Annotated in this window: 29 protein-coding genes; 26 read left to right on the forward strand and 3 right to left on the reverse strand. The window is 43.7% G+C overall.

Annotated features, from left to right (window positions below):
• Positions 1–54: 54 nt before the first annotated feature.
• Both ED557_12050 and ED557_12055 read left to right on the forward strand, forming a co-directional pair.
• On the forward strand, positions 55–270 hold the full coding sequence (locus ED557_12050) for a hypothetical protein (GenBank protein RNC79864.1): 216 nt from the start codon (positions 55–57) through the stop codon (positions 268–270).
• A complete protein-coding gene (locus ED557_12055; protein ID RNC79865.1) occupies positions 270–695 on the forward strand; it encodes a hypothetical protein in 426 nt (141 codons plus the stop codon). The genes ED557_12050 and ED557_12055 overlap by 1 nt, the downstream gene beginning before the upstream one ends.
• A 94-nt stretch (positions 696–789) precedes the next feature.
• Here ED557_12055 and ED557_12060 read toward each other — a convergent pair whose 3' ends face one another.
• Positions 790–1,128 (reverse strand): XRE family transcriptional regulator, encoded by a 339-nt coding sequence (locus ED557_12060; GenBank protein RNC79866.1) that lies wholly within the window; start codon positions 1,126–1,128, stop codon positions 790–792.
• 123 nt (positions 1,129–1,251) lie between these two features.
• On the opposite strand from ED557_12060, the gene ED557_12065 reads away from it, so the two are divergent.
• Complete coding sequence (locus tag ED557_12065) at positions 1,252–1,737, forward strand: hypothetical protein (protein RNC79867.1); 486 nt, start codon at positions 1,252–1,254, stop codon at positions 1,735–1,737.
• 30 nt (positions 1,738–1,767) lie between these two features.
• On the forward strand, positions 1,768–1,980 hold the full coding sequence (locus ED557_12070; GenBank protein ID RNC79868.1) for a hypothetical protein: 213 nt from the start codon (positions 1,768–1,770) through the stop codon (positions 1,978–1,980).
• A gap of 184 nt (positions 1,981–2,164) precedes the next feature.
• Here ED557_12070 and ED557_12075 read toward each other — a convergent pair whose 3' ends face one another.
• On the reverse strand, positions 2,165–2,497 hold the full coding sequence (locus tag ED557_12075; protein ID RNC79869.1) for an XRE family transcriptional regulator: 333 nt from the start codon (positions 2,495–2,497) through the stop codon (positions 2,165–2,167).
• 138 nt (positions 2,498–2,635) lie between these two features.
• Between ED557_12075 and ED557_12080 the strand changes: the two genes are divergently transcribed.
• The 7 genes from ED557_12080 to ED557_12110 all read left to right on the forward strand — a co-directional run bounded on the left by ED557_12080 (position 2,636) and on the right by ED557_12110 (position 8,267).
• Positions 2,636–4,153 carry a hypothetical protein gene (locus ED557_12080; protein ID RNC79870.1) on the forward strand — a complete coding sequence of 506 codons (1,518 nt, stop codon included), beginning with the start codon at positions 2,636–2,638 and terminating at the stop codon, positions 4,151–4,153.
• Positions 4,154–4,225: 72 nt separating this feature from the next.
• Positions 4,226–5,158: a hypothetical protein gene (locus ED557_12085; GenBank protein ID RNC79871.1), complete on the forward strand. Its 933-nt coding sequence runs from the start codon at positions 4,226–4,228 to the stop codon at positions 5,156–5,158.
• The gene (locus ED557_12090; protein RNC79872.1) at positions 5,148–6,011 is read left to right on the forward strand and encodes a hypothetical protein; all 864 of its coding nucleotides are present in this window, start codon (positions 5,148–5,150) and stop codon (positions 6,009–6,011) included. The genes ED557_12085 and ED557_12090 overlap by 11 nt, the downstream gene beginning before the upstream one ends.
• 44 nt (positions 6,012–6,055) lie before the next feature.
• Positions 6,056–6,388, forward strand: coding sequence for a type II toxin-antitoxin system RelE/ParE family toxin (locus tag ED557_12095; GenBank protein ID RNC79873.1), 333 nt, complete (start codon positions 6,056–6,058; stop codon positions 6,386–6,388).
• Complete coding sequence (locus ED557_12100; GenBank protein RNC79874.1) at positions 6,369–6,668, forward strand: XRE family transcriptional regulator; 300 nt, start codon at positions 6,369–6,371, stop codon at positions 6,666–6,668. Before ED557_12095 ends, ED557_12100 begins: the two co-directional genes overlap by 20 nt.
• Positions 6,669–7,080: 412 nt before the next feature.
• On the forward strand, positions 7,081–8,037 hold the full coding sequence (locus ED557_12105) for an RHS repeat-associated core domain-containing protein (protein ID RNC79875.1): 957 nt from the start codon (positions 7,081–7,083) through the stop codon (positions 8,035–8,037).
• Positions 8,034–8,267, forward strand: coding sequence for a hypothetical protein (locus tag ED557_12110; GenBank protein RNC79876.1), 234 nt, complete (start codon positions 8,034–8,036; stop codon positions 8,265–8,267). Before ED557_12105 ends, ED557_12110 begins: the two co-directional genes overlap by 4 nt.
• Before the next feature lie 62 nt (positions 8,268–8,329).
• Here the strand turns inward: ED557_12110 and ED557_12115 are convergent, their stop codons facing one another.
• Positions 8,330–8,662 (reverse strand): XRE family transcriptional regulator, encoded by a 333-nt coding sequence (locus ED557_12115; protein RNC79877.1) that lies wholly within the window; start codon positions 8,660–8,662, stop codon positions 8,330–8,332.
• A gap of 138 nt (positions 8,663–8,800) precedes the next feature.
• On the opposite strand from ED557_12115, the gene ED557_12120 reads away from it, so the two are divergent.
• The 15 genes from ED557_12120 (at position 8,801) to ED557_12190 (ending at position 22,296) form a co-directional block, all read left to right on the forward strand.
• Complete coding sequence (locus ED557_12120) at positions 8,801–10,318, forward strand: hypothetical protein (protein ID RNC79878.1); 1,518 nt, start codon at positions 8,801–8,803, stop codon at positions 10,316–10,318.
• 72 nt (positions 10,319–10,390) lie between these two features.
• A complete protein-coding gene (locus ED557_12125; GenBank protein ID RNC79879.1) occupies positions 10,391–10,690 on the forward strand; it encodes a hypothetical protein in 300 nt (99 codons plus the stop codon).
• A gap of 10 nt (positions 10,691–10,700) precedes the next feature.
• Positions 10,701–11,033 (forward strand): hypothetical protein, encoded by a 333-nt coding sequence (locus tag ED557_12130; GenBank protein ID RNC79880.1) that lies wholly within the window; start codon positions 10,701–10,703, stop codon positions 11,031–11,033.
• Between the two features lie 116 nt (positions 11,034–11,149).
• A complete protein-coding gene (locus ED557_12135) occupies positions 11,150–11,638 on the forward strand; it encodes a hypothetical protein (protein RNC79881.1) in 489 nt (162 codons plus the stop codon).
• Between the two features lie 403 nt (positions 11,639–12,041).
• Positions 12,042–12,578 (forward strand): transposase, encoded by a 537-nt coding sequence (locus ED557_12140; GenBank protein ID RNC79882.1) that lies wholly within the window; start codon positions 12,042–12,044, stop codon positions 12,576–12,578.
• Positions 12,579–12,954: 376 nt separating this feature from the next.
• Positions 12,955–14,313, forward strand: a complete 1,359-nt coding sequence (locus ED557_12145) for a hypothetical protein (GenBank protein RNC79883.1) — start codon at positions 12,955–12,957, stop codon at positions 14,311–14,313.
• The gene (locus ED557_12150; protein ID RNC79884.1) at positions 14,222–14,656 is read left to right on the forward strand and encodes a type II secretion system protein; all 435 of its coding nucleotides are present in this window, start codon (positions 14,222–14,224) and stop codon (positions 14,654–14,656) included. Before ED557_12145 ends, ED557_12150 begins: the two co-directional genes overlap by 92 nt.
• Entirely contained in the window at positions 14,647–15,126 is a 480-nt protein-coding gene (locus ED557_12155) for a type II secretion system protein (protein RNC79885.1), read from the forward strand. The genes ED557_12150 and ED557_12155 overlap by 10 nt, the downstream gene beginning before the upstream one ends.
• Before the next feature lie 6 nt (positions 15,127–15,132).
• On the forward strand, positions 15,133–16,260 hold the full coding sequence (locus ED557_12160) for a type II secretion system F family protein (protein RNC79886.1): 1,128 nt from the start codon (positions 15,133–15,135) through the stop codon (positions 16,258–16,260).
• 224 nt (positions 16,261–16,484) lie between these two features.
• Positions 16,485–16,961: a periplasmic heavy metal sensor gene (locus ED557_12165; protein RNC79887.1), complete on the forward strand. Its 477-nt coding sequence runs from the start codon at positions 16,485–16,487 to the stop codon at positions 16,959–16,961.
• Between the two features lie 46 nt (positions 16,962–17,007).
• On the forward strand, positions 17,008–17,610 hold the full coding sequence (locus ED557_12170) for an RNA polymerase sigma factor (GenBank protein RNC80127.1): 603 nt from the start codon (positions 17,008–17,010) through the stop codon (positions 17,608–17,610).
• Between the two features lie 30 nt (positions 17,611–17,640).
• Positions 17,641–18,000, forward strand: a complete 360-nt coding sequence (locus tag ED557_12175) for a hypothetical protein (GenBank protein RNC79888.1) — start codon at positions 17,641–17,643, stop codon at positions 17,998–18,000.
• Complete coding sequence (locus ED557_12180; protein ID RNC79889.1) at positions 17,975–18,484, forward strand: hypothetical protein; 510 nt, start codon at positions 17,975–17,977, stop codon at positions 18,482–18,484. The genes ED557_12175 and ED557_12180 overlap by 26 nt, the downstream gene beginning before the upstream one ends.
• A gap of 204 nt (positions 18,485–18,688) precedes the next feature.
• Positions 18,689–21,484, forward strand: a complete 2,796-nt coding sequence (locus ED557_12185) for an FAD-binding oxidoreductase (GenBank protein ID RNC80128.1) — start codon at positions 18,689–18,691, stop codon at positions 21,482–21,484.
• Positions 21,485–21,834: 350 nt separating this feature from the next.
• Positions 21,835–22,296, forward strand: a complete 462-nt coding sequence (locus tag ED557_12190) for a DUF4440 domain-containing protein (protein ID RNC79890.1) — start codon at positions 21,835–21,837, stop codon at positions 22,294–22,296.
• The last annotated feature ends 2 nt before the right edge of the window (positions 22,297–22,298 follow it).

A 22,298-nucleotide genomic window follows, 5' to 3' on the forward strand; every position in this document is an offset into this window, starting at 1 on the left:
ATTTTCTATTATATATTATATATATGTTATAAAGAAAACAATAAAAAAATATTATTGAATGGTGCTACGACATCAGCATATGGTTATACACTTACATTGAACCAGTTTTTAAAAGTAGCTGGTGCAGTACATCAAGGAAAATATAACGGTGCTAGTACAGTAGCTAAAGTAGTTCTGTTTGGCACTTCATATGGGCCTGCTCCATATTATGGTGAAATTCCATATGCAGGTCGAATGATAATTAATGGTTATAATGCCGGGAGGAATTAATGAGAAGAATGGGTTATATACTTTTAACGATAATCTTTATTGTGATTGGTGTTATAGCTTACTTTAGTTTTACTACACCAAAGCATGAACCAACAGTCCGCCAAATTACATTTACAAGTTCTACAGGGTTAAATGTTTATTTAGTTGAAAAAATTTGGGGTATTAGCTCAGATCATCGTCAAGTAGTATTGACGGAGGTTCCCCAAAAAGATAATGACATATCGAATATAAATTTTACTTACAGTGGTCAACTACCATTTTTGTATAAACAGGTTAAGGATACTTTGTTTATATATGTTCAAAAACCGCTGGAGCAAGAAAGTTCATTTAACGGAAATATTAAGCTAAAACAGGTTGTATTAAATAACCCTGAAATGATGGACTTGCTAATGGTATATGAACAGGAAGGACTTAAAAAATTGTAAGCCTATAACATCTACGATAGCCCCACCTAGTGCAAGCATGTAAGACAAAAAACTGGCGTCCCGAAGGCTTTCGGGATGCCTTTTTTGTTTGGGGCTACTGAATGGCTTTGAGCTTGGTAGCCTTGATGAAGTTGTCGAGGACGTGCAGGATGTGGGTTTTGTCCTCGGCGTCCATCTGGTCAATCTCGTGCAGGCGTTTGAGCATGGCCGGGTCTTTAAGCAGCCCGGAGGTTTGGGCTTCCCCGATCAGATAACCTACGGTGGTATCCAGCAAGGCAGCCACCTTCTTTGCCACCTCAATGGAAGGCACCATCTCGTCTCGTTCGTAGCGTCCGATCACTGAGGTAGAGGTGCTGAGCTGCTTGGCCAGCTCGTCCTGGGTGGTGGAGCGTTCCTTTCGAAGAGCGGCCATACGTTTACCAAAACTATCCATGCGTATTCCTTAAAAGGGTTATTTAAACCGTGCTTTTGCACATGGGGAGCAATGTAAGACACTTTTCCACTTGCTGGTGAATTTGCGGCTTGGACGCCATATCACTATGTCCACAATAATCCTTTGAATATGATTGATCCTGATGGAATGACAGCTGAAGCAGTATTTAATTGGTATGTTAATGAAGATGGAAATATGGTTTATGACTCTAATATTAAAAGCCAAGAAGATTTAGATAATGCAGGAATAAATGGCACATACATAGGAGAACAAGCTCTTGATGTAGATGAAGAAGGGAATTTGATATTTTTAAATTCTGATGGTACTAAAACTTCAACAGCCAAAGAACAATCTAAAGCCGGGGCTATAATGGTTGGAACTCTTGCTATCAGTGGAGCCTTATTAGCTGATGATGTTACTGTTATTGGTATTGCAGATGACCCAGCTATACCTTTCGTACTTGTTGGTGGAGCTTTAGCCGCTGGTGGAGCTTGGCTTTGGGCAAAAGCAAAAGACGCCGGAAAGAATGATCCTCATGGTGATGGGGGTAGAGCTTTTTGCTGGACCTTACTCTATTTACAGAGTAGCTGCCAGTATAAAGGAAGCTAGAGCTTCTGAGATGTATTCCCAAGCAGGAGCTTGGGAACGAGGTTCTTTCTTGATGCAGAGTATGAAGGTCTCAATGATGGTAGTTTGATTGAAGTTGACTATACACTAAAAGCAATTATTGATGATGATAAAATTGATATGCTGAACGTTATCGATGAAGTTTACGTAGAGTTAAAACGTACCAAAAAAAAGAAGGTTTTGCGTGAGTGTGAAAAGATGCGATCAACAGCTAATCAGGAGTGATGATAATGTGTTCTGGCTGTGTTTTAGCCTATGGTGATTCATGGAGTTCGACTGATTTTTAACCTAGTTCCGTAGCTCCGCTGCGGAACCGTTCTGTTCGGGCAGTGCTGAACTCCATTTAACCTCGTTCCGAATGTCCACATTCGGAATGCGGGCGGGAAGCTCCTGCTTCCGGTAGCTGTTTTTAGGAGGAATAAGCTTTGCGGGTTTTGGCATCGCGGAGCATGGCATCGAGGGTATACAGGATATGCTGTTTATCTTGCTCGGAGAGTTGTTGTAACTGGGAAACGCGATTGATCATGGCTTGATCGAGTTGCAGAGGGCTACGGCCTGTCAGCCAATCTAAAGATACGTTGAGGATATCCGCCATATTGGAAGCTACTTCTATAGAAGGCTTCATCTCATCCCGCTCATACCTTCCAATAGCTGGGCCTTTGGTTCCCAATATGGAGGCCAGTTCTTCCTGGCTCATGTTTTTGGTTTTACGGGCTTGGTTTAGGCGTTGTCCGAAACTCATACAGTCTATATAAAACAGGTAAATGCGATTCAATGCGAAAGTATAGAACAAAAAAGTTCAAAACAAAACTTAAGAGTATTTGCATTATAGACACTATCCGTTATCTTTGAAACGAATTAGTTCTATAAACTTTTTTGTATGCCTGATAAAAAAGCTGCTACTCTCGACACGACCAACCCCGAAGCTCCGGTATTTACTACGGAAGATATAACCATTACCATTTTAGGCGGAGTAAAATTAGGTGGACTGGACAAACTCAGAGTTACCTTGAAAATCGAGAAAGAAGAAGCACCCATTCGTCAGAACTTAGACCTCTACCATTCCAGCCAAGTCGGAAAACTCACTGAACAAATAGCAGGCTTATTCGAGTTGCCACAAGAACAGATCACCGAAACGCTGGAAACCTTAACGAGCCAATTAGAAAACTGGCGTATGTCCCAGTTAGAACTCCTTTCCAAATCCAAGACCAAGAAGTCTATCCTTACCGGAACCGAAAAGACGAAAGCGACCAAATGGCTCAAATCCCCGAAGCTGATGGAACGCACCCAGGAATTATTGGGACAAACCGGAATCGTAGGTGAAGAGATAAACCGGCTGCTGTTGTGGCTGGTGATGAGTTCGCGCAAGACCGCCCGCCCCTTACACGCCGTCAGTTTGGCCGCCAGCGGGATTGGAAAAACCCACCTGCAGCAGACCTTAGCGGGGCTGCTCCCGCCCGAAGATGTGCTGGAAGTAACCAGCCTGAGCGGGAATGCCCTCTACTACTTTAAAGGCGACCAGCTCAAACACAAACTCCTTTTGATCGAAGACCTGGATGGGGCCGAGGAAGTACTCTATCCCTTGCGGGAACTCCAAAGCAAAGGGCGCTTGAGCAAAACGGTAGCTGTGAAAGGCCCGAGGGGCACGCTCCGAACGGAGATCCTGGAAGTCGAAGGTCCGGTCAGTGTGGCAGCTGCCACCACCAAAGAGGCCATTTACTCCGACAATGCCAACCGTGCGTTGCTGCTCACCCTCGACGAATCCCCCGAACAAGACCAGCGCATCCTGGACTACCAACGGCGATTAGCTTCGGGAAAAATCGACGTGGACAAGCGAGAAGAAGCACAGCGTATTCTGCGGGCAAGCCAAAGAATGCTGGAGCCGGTGCGGGTAGAAAACCCGTTTGCTGAGAAGCTCGGGCTTCCCGGGCAGGTGTTTACCCAACGGAGGGCGAACCAGTTATACTTAGACCTGATCAACACCATTACCTTTTACCACCAGCACCAACGAGAGCGCAAAGACGAAGCCGTTCAAACGAACCTGGAAGATATTGAGTGGGCGAATCGGTTAGCGACTCCGGTGTTGCTTCGGAAAAGCGATGAACTGAGTGGAGCTTGCCGTTCTTTTTTGGAAGAACTCAAATTCCATTTGAAGCGGAACAAACTGGAGAGCTTCACCGCCAAAGACATCCGCCGTCCGATGCGCATGGCCTATTCCACCTTGAAAAGATACCTGCTCCAACTGCGCCAGTACGGGCTGGTGGAAGTAGCGGGCGGGGACAAGAAAAATGGCTTTGCCTACCAATTAACCGACATCGGCGAATATGAAGCGCTGAAAAATGGAGTGCAAAGCCTGCTGGACCAGGTATTGGAAACGCTCAGAAGTGGCTCGAAGTAGCTCACGGAGAAAATGAGCCACTTAACCCAAGCAATAACAAACAAAATAACCTCCTGAATCCCAAGTAGCTCAGTGGCTCACCAAAACGTGAGAGGGGTAGCAAAAACCATGAACGAATTAACTCCCATGTATAAGCACTCGTTAGAAGCCTTCACCGACTGGCTGGGCGTGTTAGGGTACTCGGAGGCCACCCAAACCGGGGCACCCACCCTGTTAGCGGAGTGTTTGCACTGGCTGCAGGAAAGGGAACTTACCACGCTCCACCACATCAGCCAGGCCCACATCAAAGCCTTTCTCGCCGAGCAGGAAACCCGCCCCAACAAGAAAAGAGGCGGAGGCCTCAGCGCGGCCTATCTGAACAAATACGTGCAGGCATTGAAGTTGTGGAATACGTTCCTGGCTCAGACAAACACCGCACATTTAGAACTCAGTTTAGAGTATTACCAAGCCAATCCCGAACTCCCCACCGTGTTAACTGAACAGGAAATTAAGCGATTGTATGAGGCGTGTTCGGACGATGAATATGGATTAAGAGACCGGGCCATGTTGGGCTTGTATTATGGCTGTGGCCTGAGAAGAAGCGAAGGCGTGGCCGTGGATGTGGCGGACGTGCAGTTTTCCCGTGGCCTGCTCTACGTGCGAAAAGGAAAGGGAAACAAGGAACGCTATGTTCCCCTGGCTGGGCAAGTGGCCGAGGATTTGCGCTGGTACCTGATCGAAGCCAGACCAAAACTCTTAAAAGAACACAAAAGTAGCTCGCTCCTGGTCAGCTATCGGAGCCGCCGACCGCAAGGACAAAGTATTGCCCTGCGTCTGGCTGGGCTGGTAGAGAAAGCGGGTATCCCCAAAGAAATCGGGTTGCACTCCCTGCGGCACTCTATCGCTACGCACCTGCTCCGCAATGGAATGCCTTTGGCCGAAATCCAACGCTTTTTGGGACATTCTTCCCTTGAATCCACCCAGATTTACACGCACCTAAAAGAAGAACTTACCTATGAACTTTGAAGAATTCCTGAGAGAAAAAGGATTGGCTAAAAAGACGGTTCAAACCTATGCGTTTAATGTGAGTTTGTTTACCGAATGGAAACAAGCGGAGCTTGTCGAGGAAATAACGTACTCCGAACTGTTGAAATTTATCCGCTCCCGAAGATCGTTGGGAGAAAGCCGGAACCTCATTGCTTCCCGGCTTACAGCGGTTCGTTGGTGGCTGCGCTGGCAAAAGAGCGAAGGAATGCGAGGCACCAACCCAGCCGAGAATTTGTTTTTAAAAGGACAAAAGAGGCGGCTTCCGCATGATCTGCTGGAAGCCGAACAGTTGGAAGTGTTAGTTGCGGAGTGTTCTTCGAACACTCCGGTTGAATCCAGAAACAAAACCATGCTTAGACTGCTCATTTATCAAGGCATTACCACGGGAGAATTAGAACGCTTGGAACCAGCACATTTAGACTTGGAAAAAGGAACCATTCGGATTCTCCCGACCAAACAAAGCAACGGGAGAACGCTGGAACTCAAACCGTTCCAGGTGTTGGAATTGTACCGTTACCAACTCGAAATCCGTCCCCAACTCCTCCAAGAAAAAGGGTTCGATATTCCAAAGTTATTTATCTCCGCCGGAAGCTCTGACAAACTCGGAAACACCTTCCAAAAGCTCTCCAAGCGACTCAAAAACCAACACGGGTTCTTTACCGGATTTCCCCAGATCAGAGCCAGCGTAATTGCGAACTGGCTCAAAACACACTCCCTTCGCCAGGTGCAATATTGGGCGGGGCACAAGTACGTTTCCTCTACGGAGCGATACTTGCTCGGCGGTTTGGAGTCGTTAAAACAATCCGTCGAACGCTTCCATCCGCTGAAATGAGGGGTTTTAAAAAAGACACTAATTAGTTACCTTTTGCCGTAGACATTATGAGAATACTTGAACCTTTTGAAGATCATTTTTGGGAATTTTACAACGCCCAGTCTGACCCCGTAAAGACGAAAATCGATTACGTGTTGCATCTGGTGATGAGCGTGGAGCGGATTCCCAAGAAGTTCTTTAAGCACATAGAAGACGGTATCTATGAAATACGCATTAAAGTGGGCAGCGATATTTATCGTGTGTTCTGCTTTTTTGACGAAGGTAAGTTGGTAATCCTGCTCCACGGGTTTACCAAGAAAACTCAGAAACTGCCTCGCAAGCAGATAGAAAAAGCCAAACAGTTACGAGGAGCCTATTATGAACACAAAGAATCCTAAGACCATTAACGAACACTTTGACCGCAAGTACGGGAAAGTGGGCACTCCAGGGCGCACTGATTTTGAGCAGAAGGCCGAAGCCTGGTTTATTGCCGAACTGATCCGTGGCAAACGCAAAGAAGCCAACATGACCCAGCAGCAGCTCGCCGAAAAATTGAATGTCAAACGTTCCTACATTTCCAAGCTGGAACGGGCCGTTGGAGATGTCCGAGTGTCTACGCTACGAAAAGTGGTGGAAGAAGGCCTGGGCGGTACGTTACACATTCAAGTAGAACTTTAGTCCTTTCCTAACTCAAAGCCAATACCCCGTCCAACTTTCCCGGATGGTTACATAATGGGTAATTATGGTCAAGGCTTCGCGTAGCTCTCTGACGGGCAGACTCCGCCGTGCCCATAACGCCATTATGTAAAGTTGCCCTGGTTCCTTGCCTTTCCGAACAGCGCCCCGATTTGCCCCAACTTTACATAACCGGCTTATAGGAGAGCGCAGTGAATGCGTGGCCGAGGAGGCCGCCCACCGAGCCAGCCGAGGCCCACATGAACGGATTTACTATAAGATGCGCACGGTTATGTAACAGTTGGAATCCCGACCACTGTCGGGGAGGAGCAATTCCACCCGGTAAGCTCATAAAAGATCAACCACTTTGGGAAAACCTAATTGCATGTAAAGGGCAGATCATCGACCTTGCTATATGCTTGTAAGAGAGGCACATATAAATTTCTCCACCGATTTTATCCCAGGAATGCAAGAGGGTAAAATTTTTTCCTCTTCCCCAAAAAAATGCTCCGACTATTATCCGTTTGGGCTAACTATGCCTGGCAGATCGAGTAACAGTGCAAACCCCAACGACAACTACAAATTCACCGGCTACGAACTCGATGACGAAGCCGGGCTGGATATCTATCATGCCAACGCCCGTGGCTATGACCTGGTAACGGGGAGGTTTAATCAGATTGATCCCTTAGCGGATCAGTATCCTCATCTGAGCCCATACAGTTATGTAGCCAACAACCCGCTCATATACATTGACCCGACCGGAGAGGAATGGTATTACTACCAGGCCGATGGTGCAGACGAAAAAGCATGGCATTACCACGAAGATACTCCACAAATGGATGTTTGGACGGGCGAGTATGATGATGATGGGAATAAAGTAATGGAAGAACAACATGGAATGATCGAGTTATTAGCTTATGATGGTGAAACGCTAAGCTGGCTACAAGAGGATGGATCGGATTTAAGCCTTTGGGCGGTTTCCGGGGTACTAGGGGAAGATGGTCAGACAAACCCGGACGAACAGGGGATCGAAAATGTAGGCCCTATTCCTGAAGGGTGGTATTTAGCTGACCCCAGTCAGATACAAAATTGGGCGGACTTGTCGGTTGCGCAAAAAGCAGCTGCACTTCTTCAGCGCGGACAATGGCCAGGAGGTAAAGTGGCTTGGGGAGAGAATCGCTTGTTTCTCAGTCCTGATCAGGTAGGAAACCGAAGTGGGTTCTCGATTCATGGTGGAACTTTTCCTGGATCAAGAGGTTGTATCGATTTATGTGCAAACGGTACTACGTTCTTTAACGCCTTTAGCAAGCACAACCGTCCTGTTTATCTAAAAGTGAATTACGAAAACTTGAGGAGGAAAAGAAAGAAATGAGTTTTAAAAGAGGGTTCTTAATAATCTTTGAGGTGTTTTTTGTAATTGTTGCAAGCACTCTATTTTATATTCTATTCATAAATTTTATAGGTTTAGGACCATCAAAAATTTACTCTGATAGATTAACTTTCTGGGTTACCTCGATCATTCCGATATTAGTTTTTTTAGGTTCGGCAGGAATGAGCTATTTATTACATAGAAAGCAGAAAAAGCTAGGTAACAAAGCTTAACCTCGTTCCGAATGTCCACATTCGGAATGCGGGCGGGAAGCTCCTGCTTCCGGTAGCTGTTTTTAGGAGGAATAAGCTTTGCGGGTTTTGGCATCGCGGAGCATGGCATCGAGGGTATACAGGATATGCTGTTTATCTTGCTCGGAGAGTTGTTGTAACTGGGAAACGCGATTGATCATGGCTTGATCGAGTTGCAGAGGGCTACGGCCTGTCAGCCAATCTAAAGATACGTTGAGGATATCCGCCATATTGGAAGCTACTTCTATAGAAGGCTTCATCTCATCCCGCTCATACCTTCCAATAGCTGGGCCTTTGGTTCCCAATATGGAGGCCAGTTCTTCCTGGCTCATGTTTTTGGTTTTACGGGCTTGGTTTAGGCGTTGTCCGAAACTCATACAGTCTATATAAAACAGGTAAATGCGATTCAATGCGAAAGTATAGAACAAAAAAGTTCAAAACAAAACTTAAGAGTATTTGCATTATAGACACTATCCGTTATCTTTGAAACGAATTAGTTCTATAAACTTTTTTGTATGCCTGATAAAAAAGCTGCTACTCTCGACACGACCAACCCCGAAGCTCCGGTATTTACTACGGAAGATATAACCATTACCATTTTAGGCGGAGTAAAATTAGGTGGACTGGACAAACTCAGAGTTACCTTGAAAATCGAGAAAGAAGAAGCACCCATTCGTCAGAACTTAGACCTCTACCATTCCAGCCAAGTCGGAAAACTCACTGAACAAATAGCAGGCTTATTCGAGTTGCCACAAGAACAGATCACCGAAACGCTGGAAACCTTAACGAGCCAATTAGAAAACTGGCGTATGTCCCAGTTAGAACTCCTTTCCAAATCCAAGACCAAGAAGTCTATCCTTACCGGAACCGAAAAGACGAAAGCGACCAAATGGCTCAAATCCCCGAAGCTGATGGAACGCACCCAGGAATTATTGGGACAAACCGGAATCGTAGGTGAAGAGATAAACCGGCTGCTGTTGTGGCTGGTGATGAGTTCGCGCAAGACCGCCCGCCCCTTACACGCCGTCAGTTTGGCCGCCAGCGGGATTGGAAAAACCCACCTGCAGCAGACCTTAGCGGGGCTGCTCCCGCCCGAAGATGTGCTGGAAGTAACCAGCCTGAGCGGGAATGCCCTCTACTACTTTAAAGGCGACCAGCTCAAACACAAACTCCTTTTGATCGAAGACCTGGATGGGGCCGAGGAAGTACTCTATCCCTTGCGGGAACTCCAAAGCAAAGGGCGCTTGAGCAAAACGGTAGCTGTGAAAGGCCCGAGGGGCACGCTCCGAACGGAGATCCTGGAAGTCGAAGGTCCGGTCAGTGTGGCAGCTGCCACCACCAAAGAGGCCATTTACTCCGACAATGCCAACCGTGCGTTGCTGCTCACCCTCGACGAATCCCCCGAACAAGACCAGCGCATCCTGGACTACCAACGGCGATTAGCTTCGGGAAAAATCGACGTGGACAAGCGAGAAGAAGCACAGCGTATTCTGCGGGCAAGCCAAAGAATGCTGGAGCCGGTGCGGGTAGAAAACCCGTTTGCTGAGAAGCTCGGGCTTCCCGGGCAGGTGTTTACCCAACGGAGGGCGAACCAGTTATACTTAGACCTGATCAACACCATTACCTTTTACCACCAGCACCAACGAGAGCGCAAAGACGAAGCCGTTCAAACGAACCTGGAAGATATTGAGTGGGCGAATCGGTTAGCGACTCCGGTGTTGCTTCGGAAAAGCGATGAACTGAGTGGAGCTTGCCGTTCTTTTTTGGAAGAACTCAAATTCCATTTGAAGCGGAACAAACTGGAGAGCTTCACCGCCAAAGACATCCGCCGTCCGATGCGCATGGCCTATTCCACCTTGAAAAGATACCTGCTCCAACTGCGCCAGTACGGGCTGGTGGAAGTAGCGGGCGGGGACAAGAAAAATGGCTTTGCCTACCAATTAACCGACATCGGCGAATATGAAGCGCTGAAAAATGGAGTGCAAAGCCTGCTGGACCAGGTATTGGAAACGCTCAGAAGTGGCTCGAAGTAGCTCACGGAGAAAATGAGCCACTTAACCCAAGCAATAACAAACAAAATAACCTCCTGAATCCCAAGTAGCTCAGTGGCTCACCAAAACGTGAGAGGGGTAGCAAAAACCATGAACGAATTAACTCCCATGTATAAGCACTCGTTAGAAGCCTTCACCGACTGGCTGGGCGTGTTAGGGTACTCGGAGGCCACCCAAACCGGGGCACCCACCCTGTTAGCGGAGTGTTTGCACTGGCTGCAGGAAAGGGAACTTACCACGCTCCACCACATCAGCCAGGCCCACATCAAAGCCTTTCTCGCCGAGCAGGAAACCCGCCCCAACAAGAAAAGAGGCAGCGCGCCAGATTATAGATTCGTTAACAAAAAGAAATAGAAGGATACTATTGAGCCAGATAAAGAAGGCACGGGTAACAAAAAAAGTAGAATCGGATTACCAGGTTTGGCAGGAAGGATCGTATCCAAAACAAATTGATACAGAAATAAAGATGACCAACTACCTGCAGTATATCCATTACAATCCAGTGAAAGCTGGTTTCGTTGATAGCCCTGAAGACTGGAGATACTCCTCAATGAGAAATTATTTAGGAATTGAAAGCGATTACCTAAATACGATATGGCTAGACAATCAGAACATGCTAGAGCAAATCCTGATTCTGATTTTAGTTTTAGAATTATTGATAGAGGAGATCCAGGTGGAGATTTCCCTACAGATTTAGACATTAAAGAGCAAAGAGCATTAGATTTAAGAGGTGGACCGAGAAATAAGTCAAACCCAAATGGACAAACTTCTAATAAAAAGAACGTGATTAGGAAAGAATAAAAAGGCTAATTCATGAAATTAATTATTGGTGATATTTTCGAATTTCATATAGGAAAAGGGAATCTAGCCTATGGGCAGATCATCAAGATCCCTGAAAAAAAAGCTTACACAATAGTAATCTTTGAAAAATTATATAAAGTTAGACCGTCAATCGACAAGATTATAAAAGATAAGATTTTGCTTTTCGGAAATACCTTTGATGCCAAATTTTATCATAAGCATTGGCAAGTTATTGCCAATAATTCTTCAAATATAAGTGACATTCAAATTCCATTTTATAAAATAGGAACTGAACCTGTTTATATAGAGAATTTTGACGGAGTAGTTATAAGAGAAGCATTAGAACACGAAGAAGAAATATTAACTTATAGGGAATTTGTTGCTCCAGTAAGATTTGAGTCAGCCATAAAAGCTTATTACAATAAATCAGATTGGGATATTAAGTACAATAGTCTACTATATTCTAATATTCAATATGCTAATAACCGAATAGATCTATGACTATAACCTAGTTGTAGTTGATGATGCAACTGATGCTGTTGATATAACCTAGTTCCGTAGCTCAGCTGCGGAACCGTTCTGTTCGGGCAGTGCTGAACTCTATTCAATGGAGCTCTGCTCCATTTCAGCTAAAAAAGATTGCAAGGACTCGGTCTGAGTTTGTTAACTCGTTCCTAAGGTTTAGGATTAGAGCTTAAAGACCAAATGATCATTGTGTTTAGCCCCCAACATATCCTCCATCTATTCAGCAGATGGACGTGTAACCTAGTTTCGTAGCTCAGCTGCGGAACCGTTCTGTTCGGGCAGTGCTGAACTCTATTCAATAGAGCTCTGCTCCATTTCAGCTAAAAAAGATTGCAAGGACTCGGTCTGAGTTTGGTCTTACCCCATAAAAGACTAATAAATGGGAAGAAGCCGATTTAAATTCCATGAAGAGTATTACCCGTACTTCATCACTTGTTCTATTGTAGACGGGATAATGCTTTTCCATGATCCTCAAGTTGCCTCTATCATTATCGAAGCAATGAACTATATGCAGGAACAATCTTCTGTACGCCTATATGGATTCGTCATTATGCCCAATCACCTACATCTTATTGTAGAATCAAATGACCTTTCCAACAAAATCAGAAAATTTAAATCCTATACAGCGCGCCAGATTATAGATTCGCTAACAAAAAGAAATAGAAGGATACTATTGAGCCAGATAAAGAAGGCACGGGTAACAAAAAAAGTAGAATCGGATTACCAGATTTGGCAGGAAGGATCGTATCCAAAACAAATTGATACAGAAATAAAGATGACCAACTACCTGAAGTATATCCATTACAATCCAGTGAAAGCTGGTTTCGTTGATAGCTCTGAAGACTGGAGATACTCCTCAATGAGAAATTATTTAGGAATTGAAAGCGACTACCTAAATGCGATATACAAGGGGTAGTATATTAGGAGCAGGGCTCCAAGTTGAGTTCCGCAGCGGAGCTACGGAACGAGGTTTAACGAGGTTAGAGTTTCTGAAATGTATTCCCAAGTAGGAGCTTGGGAACGAGGTTTAGTCTTTACATCCTCCATCGCTATCCCGAGCCCCGCTCGACATCGTCATCCCGCACCCCGATACTGAATCAAGTTCAGCACAGGTTGAGGGATCTGTAGGGGAAGCAGCCTTTGATCTAGCAATTGCTTCATCAACGAATCACACTTCACAGATCCCGGATCACGCCCTCCTATCGTCGGGCTGTCCGGGATGACTGGGAAATGGGTTCGAATTACATCGACTTTCCCCTTCAATAAAACCCTGTTAATGCCTATCATAAAAGGTGTTTAGCCCCCAACATATCCTCCATCAAGAACAAGGTTCTGCCCTGGCAACAGTGCTGGTTATCTCCGTCATCATTATGCTGTTTATTGGAGCCATCTTTTCAGGGATTATACTTCAAGGGAGGTTTATACAGCGGGGAGTAGATAACACCAAAGCCTGGTATGCTGCTGAAGAAGGGGTGTTCAGATACCTAAACCTGGAAGCCGAAACCCCGACTTATACATCGAAGGCATTAGTGTCACTTTCGTCTGGAAATACAGCTTCAATTACAGCTATTCCATTTGGAGGATTCTGGGACATCCAGTCGCAAGTATTTATATCCAATCAAACCAAGAAAGTAAGGATGCTCATTGGTGATGAATCCATTGGACTAACCGATGCAGCTATAGCACTAGGAGATAGCACTTCCTCTTTAACCGTAACCGGTACCACCAACGTATTTGGAAAGGTCTATTCCACGAACCAAACCATCAGGGAAGAAGACTTCAAGGGAGTACCGTTCAGGGGAGTAATGGATGCTCCCACTTCATCCCTAAAAGAAGAAGGAGGGATGCCGGAATTCAATACCGGTCTTTTTGAGCTTCAAGAAGAATATTTCGAATCCTTATTCACCAATACCAGGTTGCGTGGCTTCGATTCGTCATTTACCGGCATTAACCCACAAGTAATAACTCAGGATACCCTGTTTTTAGAAGGGGATATAGTGTGGGAATCCAATCAGGAGATCTCCTTAAAAAGAGAGCTTATGGTAATAGTAAAAGGAAACCTCACTATTAATGGACCCTATACTTTCGCTCCCTATTCAAAATTCATTGTGGAAGACACCCTCTTAGTTGGAGGAGTAACCAAAGGAACACACCTGCTATTTTATGCGGGAACATCGTTACAAATCGGAGGTAGTACCCGGTCAGCAGCTCAGGTACTTTCAAAAGGAGAAGTCACAATCAGAGATCAGGCCTATTTACTTTACCCAAGTATGGTGTATTCCTCAAAAGAATTTTCCAATGCCGGAAAAGCAGAAGTGATTGACATCCGTGATCAGTCTGTAGTAGATGGGATGCTTTTATATCCCTATCAACCCAATCCATTTAATCGAGAACAATTGCAGGTACGTATAGGCCAGCAGGCTACCGTTCGGGGAGGGCTTTATACCAGAGGACAAACGGAGCTACTGGGTACGGTGTATGGCAGCGTCTTTACAGATCAGTTCTACTTTTATGAATCCCCAACCAGTTACATCAACTGGTTGAAAGATGTAACCATAGATGTTACCGAACGGCCGGATGATTTTGTGCTTCCGATTGGATTTTCAGATACAACCCGATATTCAATACTGGATTGGAATGTGGTGGAATAAATTGTCACATAACGAAGAGGGCTACACCCTGGTAGAATCGCTTATCGCGATGGCTATTTTATTGGCTGTATTTGTTCCATCCGCGATGTTTTTAACTATGATAGGGAATAACACTTTGAGTAAGGATAAGATTGTAGCCCATAACCTGGCCAGGAATACTATGGAAAGCATCCTTGCTGTCGAAAATGATTCAACAAAAGTGATGGTTACGGAAAACAACTGGTGGGTTAAGCAGGAAGTAACAAAAAGGGATCATCTATATGAAATTAAGGTGGAGGTTTTCAAAAGAGATACCCTCGGCATTCCAAAGGTAACGCTACAAACAGCTCGACTATGGTATTAAAGCATCTGAAAAAAGAAGATGGGTTTACCATTGTGGAAATCCTGGTGTCTATCACCATAGTATCCATTGTTCTTGGAATAGCCGGATCCGTATTCTTTTTCATTAATAAGCAGATGATTGGCTGGAGAGCGAATACAGAGTTTTATTCCAGTTATTCAGCTATTGAGAACAGGGTATTTGAAGATGTCTTATCCGCAACCAATGTAGAGGTACAGGATACCTTGATTGTATTAAATACAGGACTTGAGACGCAGAGAACGTACCATAATCGGAGAAGCCCATTATTAATGAATGGGGCTAATGTGGAGATTTATCCAATGGATACTCTCTTTGTGAACTTTCAACCATCGGTGATACTTTCTGAACAACTTATAAGCTGGCAACTGGTTCAAAGTAAAGACCGGCGAAGTCTTACCCAGGACTATATGCTCTCGTCCAGAAAACCTGTATTATGGAAACCCCTTAAGTAATCATTAATGGCAGGACTTCCTAAAACCATAGCAAAACAACAAAAAGGAGCTACTTCAAAAGGGCTTATGTCCCGGGAGATAAAGCTGCCTTTTATAAAGGAAGTCCCCGAAAAGCTGGTTATTGAGTTTACCCGGAACCTGGCCGTAATGCTTAAAGCAAAGCTCCCGCTGCTCAAAGCGCTGGATACCAGTATTGAGCAGATCAGTCATAAGCGGTTTAAAGAAATTATTGGCCATGTCAGGAAGGAAGTGAAACGCGGAAGAAGCTTATCTCAGGGGATGAAGAACTATAGTTCGGTGTTTGATTCTATTTATATCCAGTTAACTGAAGTTGGCGAAGTTTCCGGGGTTTTGGATGATGTATTATTGCGCCTTTCTAGTTATCAGGAGAAAGCCTATAAGTTAAAGCAGAAGATCAGGATGGCCCTTGTTTATCCTTCTATCATTATCACAGTAGCTATTGCAGCGGTTAGCTTTTTGCTGGTCTTTGTAGTGCCAACTTTTGTAGATATGTACCGGGATTTTGATGCTCAACTTCCCGGGCCTACTCAAATCATCCTCACTGTAAGTGAATTTCTGACCCAAAACCTGATCATCATCCTGTTCATCCTGTTTGCACTGTTCATGCTGTTGCGGTTCCTGGTAAAAACAGAGAAAGGCAATCGTTTTGTAAACATTTTGAGGTTGAGAATTCCTTATTTCGGGACCATGTACTCCAAAGGTTTGGTAAGTCAATTTACCAGTACCCTGTCTACCTTACTTCATAGCGGGGTTACGTTATCAGAATCATTAGAGGTACTAAAGAAGTCCACGTCTAATAGCATTTTGAATCAGGAGATTGCGGAAATGGGTACATCAATCCGCAAAGGGAAGAGTCTTAACAAGTCACTTCATAAGAGTCTCATTTTTCCCATCATGGTAACCCAAATGATTAGTGTTGGAGAAGAAACAGCCAGTCTGGACGAAATGCTCCATCAAGTAGGTACCCTTTATGAAGAAGAAGTAGATATCATGGTTGAAGGCTTAACTTCGGTCATCGAACCCGTACTTATCGTTTTCATCGGGCTTATCCTGGGTGCCATTATAGTAGCGCTATACCTGCCTATTTTTGAGATGGTTAATGTAGTGGGGTAGTCAATGATTCAATGTTCAATTAAGAATGATCAATTAGGAATAGTTTTTCTGTCTTGTCATTTCGAACGAAATGACAAGTTTTTTTTATTCCTAATTGATCATTGAATAATTCTTAATTGAAAAATTGTCCAGCTCCGAACGCTTTTCTCTTTTTTGGTTTCTAAGTAAGTGAGGCGGCCTCAAATAAACTCAATCAAAAAAGAAAAAAAGAATAGGAACACGCTATGAAAAGAGTAGCCCAATTATTCATCATTGCAGTATTTGCGATTACAAGTACCCAGGCATTCGCCCAACAAAGGGGAGAACAACGACGAGCACTGGCACAACGTGCTATGCAGGCTCAGCAACAAAATGATCGTTTGGGTCTGGATTTGACCGACGAGCAAAAAGAACAGATGAAAGCTATCAAGATGGAAACTCAAAAATCCATCCTGCCCATCCAAAATGAACTCCGCGAAAAACAAGCGCAGCTAAGATCTCTTACTACTAGTGAGAATGCTAATTTTGGGAAAGCAGAAGATGTTGTACGTCAAATCGGTGATTTAAGAACCGAACTACAACTCATTCAGCTAAGCAGCCGGGAAGAAATAAGAAACCTCTTGACAGAAGAGCAGCAGCTTAAGTTTGATACTATGCAGGGACGTAAGAACAAAATGAAAAGAACCCAACAAGGACAACAGCTCCGAAAGGGGAACAGGTAAGGTAATTGGGATTATGCTTTTCCAGTCAAAAGCATACTTTCCAACCATGCAAATTAGTAATGCATTGGTAAACGATCAGGTATTAATCACCCGGTTAAAAAAAGGAGAACGGACGGCTTTTAAAGAGTTGGTGGAATCTCTGCAAGACCAGGTGTTTAATACCGCGATTGGCTTTGTACATAATGAAAAAGACGCTGAAGATGTAGCACAAGAAGTATTTATCGAGGTGTATAATTCGATAAACGATTTTCAGGAAGATTCAGCATTAACTACCTGGGTGTATCGGATTGCGATAAATAAATCATTGAATCTGCTCAGGTATAAAAAGCGCAAGAAACGAAGTTGGTTTTTTCAGGCTCTTTTTAATTCAGATGACGATGTAGATCAGCTCCAACAAGATCGTCCATTTTATCATCCGGGAGTAGATTTGGAGAACAAAGAACGATCAGCGATGTTGTTTGATGCAATAGGAAACTTGTCAGAAGCTCAAAGAGTTGCTTTTACATTGAACAAAGTGGAAGGTCTTAAATACGATGAAATTGCCGCTATTATGGAAAGGAGCGCTTCATCGGTTCAAGGCCTCATTCATCGAGCAAAAGAACAACTGAAAAAGGAATTGTACGAGGCATATACATCAGGAAGTATTTAATAGCGAAGTTAAACTTCAAATATAAAAGCTATGGAAAAGAAACATTCAGATATCGAAAAAGAAGTTCAGAAGACCTTAGAGTCACTTGATTCCGTGTCAAGAGCTACTCCTAAGCCATTCTTCTATACTCGTCTTGAAGCTCAACTTGATAAAGGACACCTTGGTGTAGGCAGGTTTTTTGATATGCTTACACAACCTAAATATGCATTAAGTACAGCAGCGTTATTAGTTCTGGCTGTACTCAATGTGACATTCATCATTCAACAAGTTAATCCACAGGACATAGCTGATACCAGTGATGACCTGGAGTCGGTAACAGTAAGTGAATATGAAGCATTGGCTTCACTCACTGTCTTTTATCCGGATGAAGGAGAAGATTATGAAGAATAGAAATAAACTGTTAATCATCGGACTGATTCTAATGATCTTGCTTAACCTGGCGCTTTTGGCCTCTATTAGGATGGGTGATTCGAAAGACGGCAGATCAAAACAGAGAGGGCATAATCGTACTACTCAACCATTCGAAAAAGAGCTAGGCCTTACAGCAGAACAAATTGAGCAGTTTAAAACCTCCAGAGTAGAATATAGAAAACAGGTAGCTGAAGTAAGTAAAACTATTTACAGAACTCGTGGTGAACTGTACAAAAACCTAAAAGCTGGTAATACTGAAAATGTAGATTCATTGGTATCGGTAATTGGTGACGGACATGAGCAGCTGGAAGTATTAAACTACCAGCATTTTACAGAATTAGGTTCGATCCTTACGGAAGAACAGAAACCCGAATTCGCCCAGATTATCAGAAAAATGATGATGTCTGGCCCTGGCAGAAACATGGAAGGTGGACCTCAGCTACAACGAAGACGCGGGAATTGATTTTTTTTGTCATCCTGAGCATACCTGCGAAGGATCTATTGGGGGTTATTACTCAACAAGATTCTTCGGCGGTAGCCTCAGAATGACTTTTTAGTTTTTACTCAGGGAAAGAATTCTAGTATGTTTGGCCAAGTTTTAAAGTAGTAACTCACGTTGATCGATCGTTCACTTCTTACCAGGCAATTATATTCAACGGATGCCTCCATGTACGAGGAGCTACCCGAAGGGGTGGCATTCCCATCAACAATCGAAGACATTCAAAACCTGGTACGTTTAGCAAATGAAAAAGACCTCTCCATAACCGCAAGAAGTGCCGGAACCAGTTTGGCAGGTCAGGCTACCGGAGGTGGGATCATTATGGATGTATCAAGGCATATGACTCACATTCAGTCGATTGATCCCATAGAAAGGACAGCAAAAGTACAACCTGGGGTTATCAGAGACAGTTTAAACCGGAAAACACTTCAGCATAAGCTATTTTTTGGCCCGGATACTTCTACTACCAGTCGATGTATGCTAGGCGGGATGCTTGGGAATAATTCTGCAGGTTCATTTTCCATTAAGTACAAGACGACCAGAGATCATGTAATAGAAATGAATGTAGTATTAAGTGATGGAAGGACTGCTCATTTCTGTCCGCTATCTAACGAGGAGCTTGAAGCGAAATGCAACCTCGATTCTTTGGAAGGGCACATTTATCGCTCGATGGTTGAGCTTTTGAATACACACAAAGAGGACATCAAAAAGTCCTATCCTCACCCCGAAATAATCCGAAGAAATACAGGATATGCCTTAGATAAATTGCTGGAGATGGAGCCTTTTACAGAAGGAGGGCGGCCATTTAATTTAAGTGAGTTATTATGTGGGAGTGAAGGAACCCTTGCTTTAACTACTTCTGCCACACTTAATTTGGTAGAGAAGCCAACCTATCAATTACTCATTATTCCTCAATTTGAGCATCTAAATGATGCCATGGAAGCCACCAAGATTGCGGTGGGATTCAATCCTTCCGCAGTTGAATTGGTTGATCATATTATTCTAGACGCTACTAAGGAAAACTTGGAACAGCAGAAGAATCGATTCTTTCTGGAAGGTTCACCTAAGTATATACTCATCATCCAATTTGATGGGGAGACAAAGAAAGAATTGATCGAGAAGGCTGCTAAGTTTCGGACCTCATTAAAAGCTGAGAATTTGGGGCAGGCATATCCGGTTATTTCGGAACCAGAAATGATGAATAGGGTTTGGGAGCTAAGAAAGGCAGGGCTAGGCCTGCTAATGGGATTAGGAACAGAGTCTCGAACCCCTGCATTTTGCGAGGATACTTCGGTTAGAGTAGAAGATTTGCCAGCTTATGTGAGCGATTTCAAATCATTGCTTGAAAAATATGATACCGATTGTGTGTTTTACGCACACGCTTCTGTAGGTGAGCTTCACTTTAGGCCAATGATTGATACCACTACCAAAGAAGGTATCCAAATGATGAAAGAAATGGCTCTGGAAGTAGCCGATTTGGTCAAAAAATATAGAGGGTCGCTTTCAGGGGAACATGGTGATGGAAGGGCACGATCTCCTTATATAGAAAAGGTACTTGGGAAAGATATGATGCTGGTACTTCAACAGGTGAAAGAAATTTGGGATCCTGATTATATATTCAATCCTGGCAAAATCGTAGATCCGGCGCCCATAGAAAAAGGATTGAGATATTCACCAAAGTATAAGCGGGCAGAAGTTGAAACTTCATTTAGATATAGAAAAGAGGGTAGTTTTGGAAATGCAATCGAGCTATGTAATGGAGCAGGCGTATGCCGAAAACTAGCTGAAAGCGAGGGCACTATGTGTCCATCTTACCAGGTTACAAAAGAAGAAAGAGATTCAACTCGTGGAAGGGCTAATGTGTTTAGACAGGTTTTTTCCGGGGAAGATCCGAATACATTTGCATCCGAAGAGTTAAAAGAGGCTTTGGATTTGTGCCTTAGTTGCAAAGCCTGCAAAAGTGAATGTCCAGCCAATGTAGACATGGCTAAAATGAAAGCAGAATTCATGAATGGCTGGCATAAGACAAACGGAAGTGATAGAAGCGAACGATTCTTTGCGTCAGCGTCATCTCTGTATGCTATTGGATCTGCTTTCCCGGCGATAACAAACTTCTTATTAGGCACTTCTTTATCAAAATTAATGCTAAGTAGTTTTTTTGGAGTAGATAAAAGGAGGGATTTACCCAAATTGGCTAAACAGCCGCTTCATAGCTGGTATAAAAAGCATCAATCTAAGAAAGGTGGAAGCCCGGTAGCATTATTTGTAGATGTGTTCACTAATTATCATGAGCCTGAGATCGCTAAATCGGCCGTTAGTGTTCTTGAGAGCATGGGCTTTCAGGTAGAGTTATGCCCGGTTATGGAATCTGGACGTCCCCAGTTTTCAAAAGGCTTTCTGGATGAAGCTAAAGAAATTGCACATCGCTGTATCTCAGAGTTGGAAGTTTTTTACTCAAATGAGATCCCAATTATTGGACTAGAACCTTCCGAGATTTTAACCTTTAGAGATGAGTTTCCGGATATTTGTGACGATATATATCATGAAAATGCAAAGCGCCTAGCCAACAGCTCATTTACTTTTGAAGAGTTTATTGTAAGCAATTCTGGTTTGGTGCCAACTAAGAATCAGGATAGGAAAATTATTCTTCATGGTCATTGCTATACAAAAGCACTTACTGGAAATACCTCTACCATAGAAGCGCTACAATTGGTAGGCTACGAAGTAGAGGACTTGAAAACGGGTTGTTGCGGGATGGCCGGAAGCTTCGGGTATGAGAAAAACCATTACGATGTTTCTATGGAAATTGGGGAATTGACGGTATTTCCATCTATTCGGGATAAAGAAGAAAGTTCAGTTGTTTGTGCTCCAGGTTTTTCATGCAGGCACCAAATCAAAGATGGTATAGAAGAAGAGGCTTTACATCCGGCCATTCTAATTGCAAGGGCGCTATCACTTTCGTAGTTACTATTTTATGTCTCACCTATGATTTCACATACCCTTGTCATTTCTGTAGATGTTAGGCTCGCCTTCAGTAGCATACTTGCGAAGGACAGGTAATTCATTGACAACCCTGAATACTGGGATTTCATGAATCTATACAACATGACCTCATTAAAAAGCGGTTAGAAATGAATCATGACTCACTGAGTTTAACCAAAACGGTCATCGAATGATCTCACATATACAGAAATGACGAATGCTGTAGTCTAATAAGTTGCCTTTCTACTCAGCTTAACCACAGGTATTTACAACTTCTTTCAGCATCAATGAATTGGCTTTGGTTTATTAATTTTGAACCAATACAGGACAAAATGAAAAAGACTATTTCTTTATTGATACTAACTGCATGCTTTTGGGGAACTGCAAACGCACAATCCCCTGAAATGGAAGTCCAAAAAGTAATCGAAACTCTCTTTGATGGGATGCGCGCGGGCGACAGCTCTATGGTAGCTTCGGCATTTACTCGAGATGCTATTATGCAAACCGTTTTTAAAAACCCTCAAGGAGAAGTGATAAAACAGGATGGAGATTTAGCTGGATTTCTAAATACCATTGCAACACCTCGCGAAGAGATATTGGACGAAAAAATTCTGGATTATCAAATCAAAATCGATGCGGATTTAGCTTCAGCCTGGACTCCATATCAGTTTTATATAGGGGATAACTTCTCTCATTGTGGTGTAAATTCTTTCCAGTTGGCAAAATTGGATGGGGAATGGAAGATTATTTTTATCGTCGATACCAGGAGAAGAGCAGGTTGCCTCGACGAATAGTT

The organism is Balneola sp., from assembly GCA_003712055.1.
Classification (GTDB): domain Bacteria; phylum Bacteroidota; class Rhodothermia; order Balneolales; family Balneolaceae; genus RHLJ01.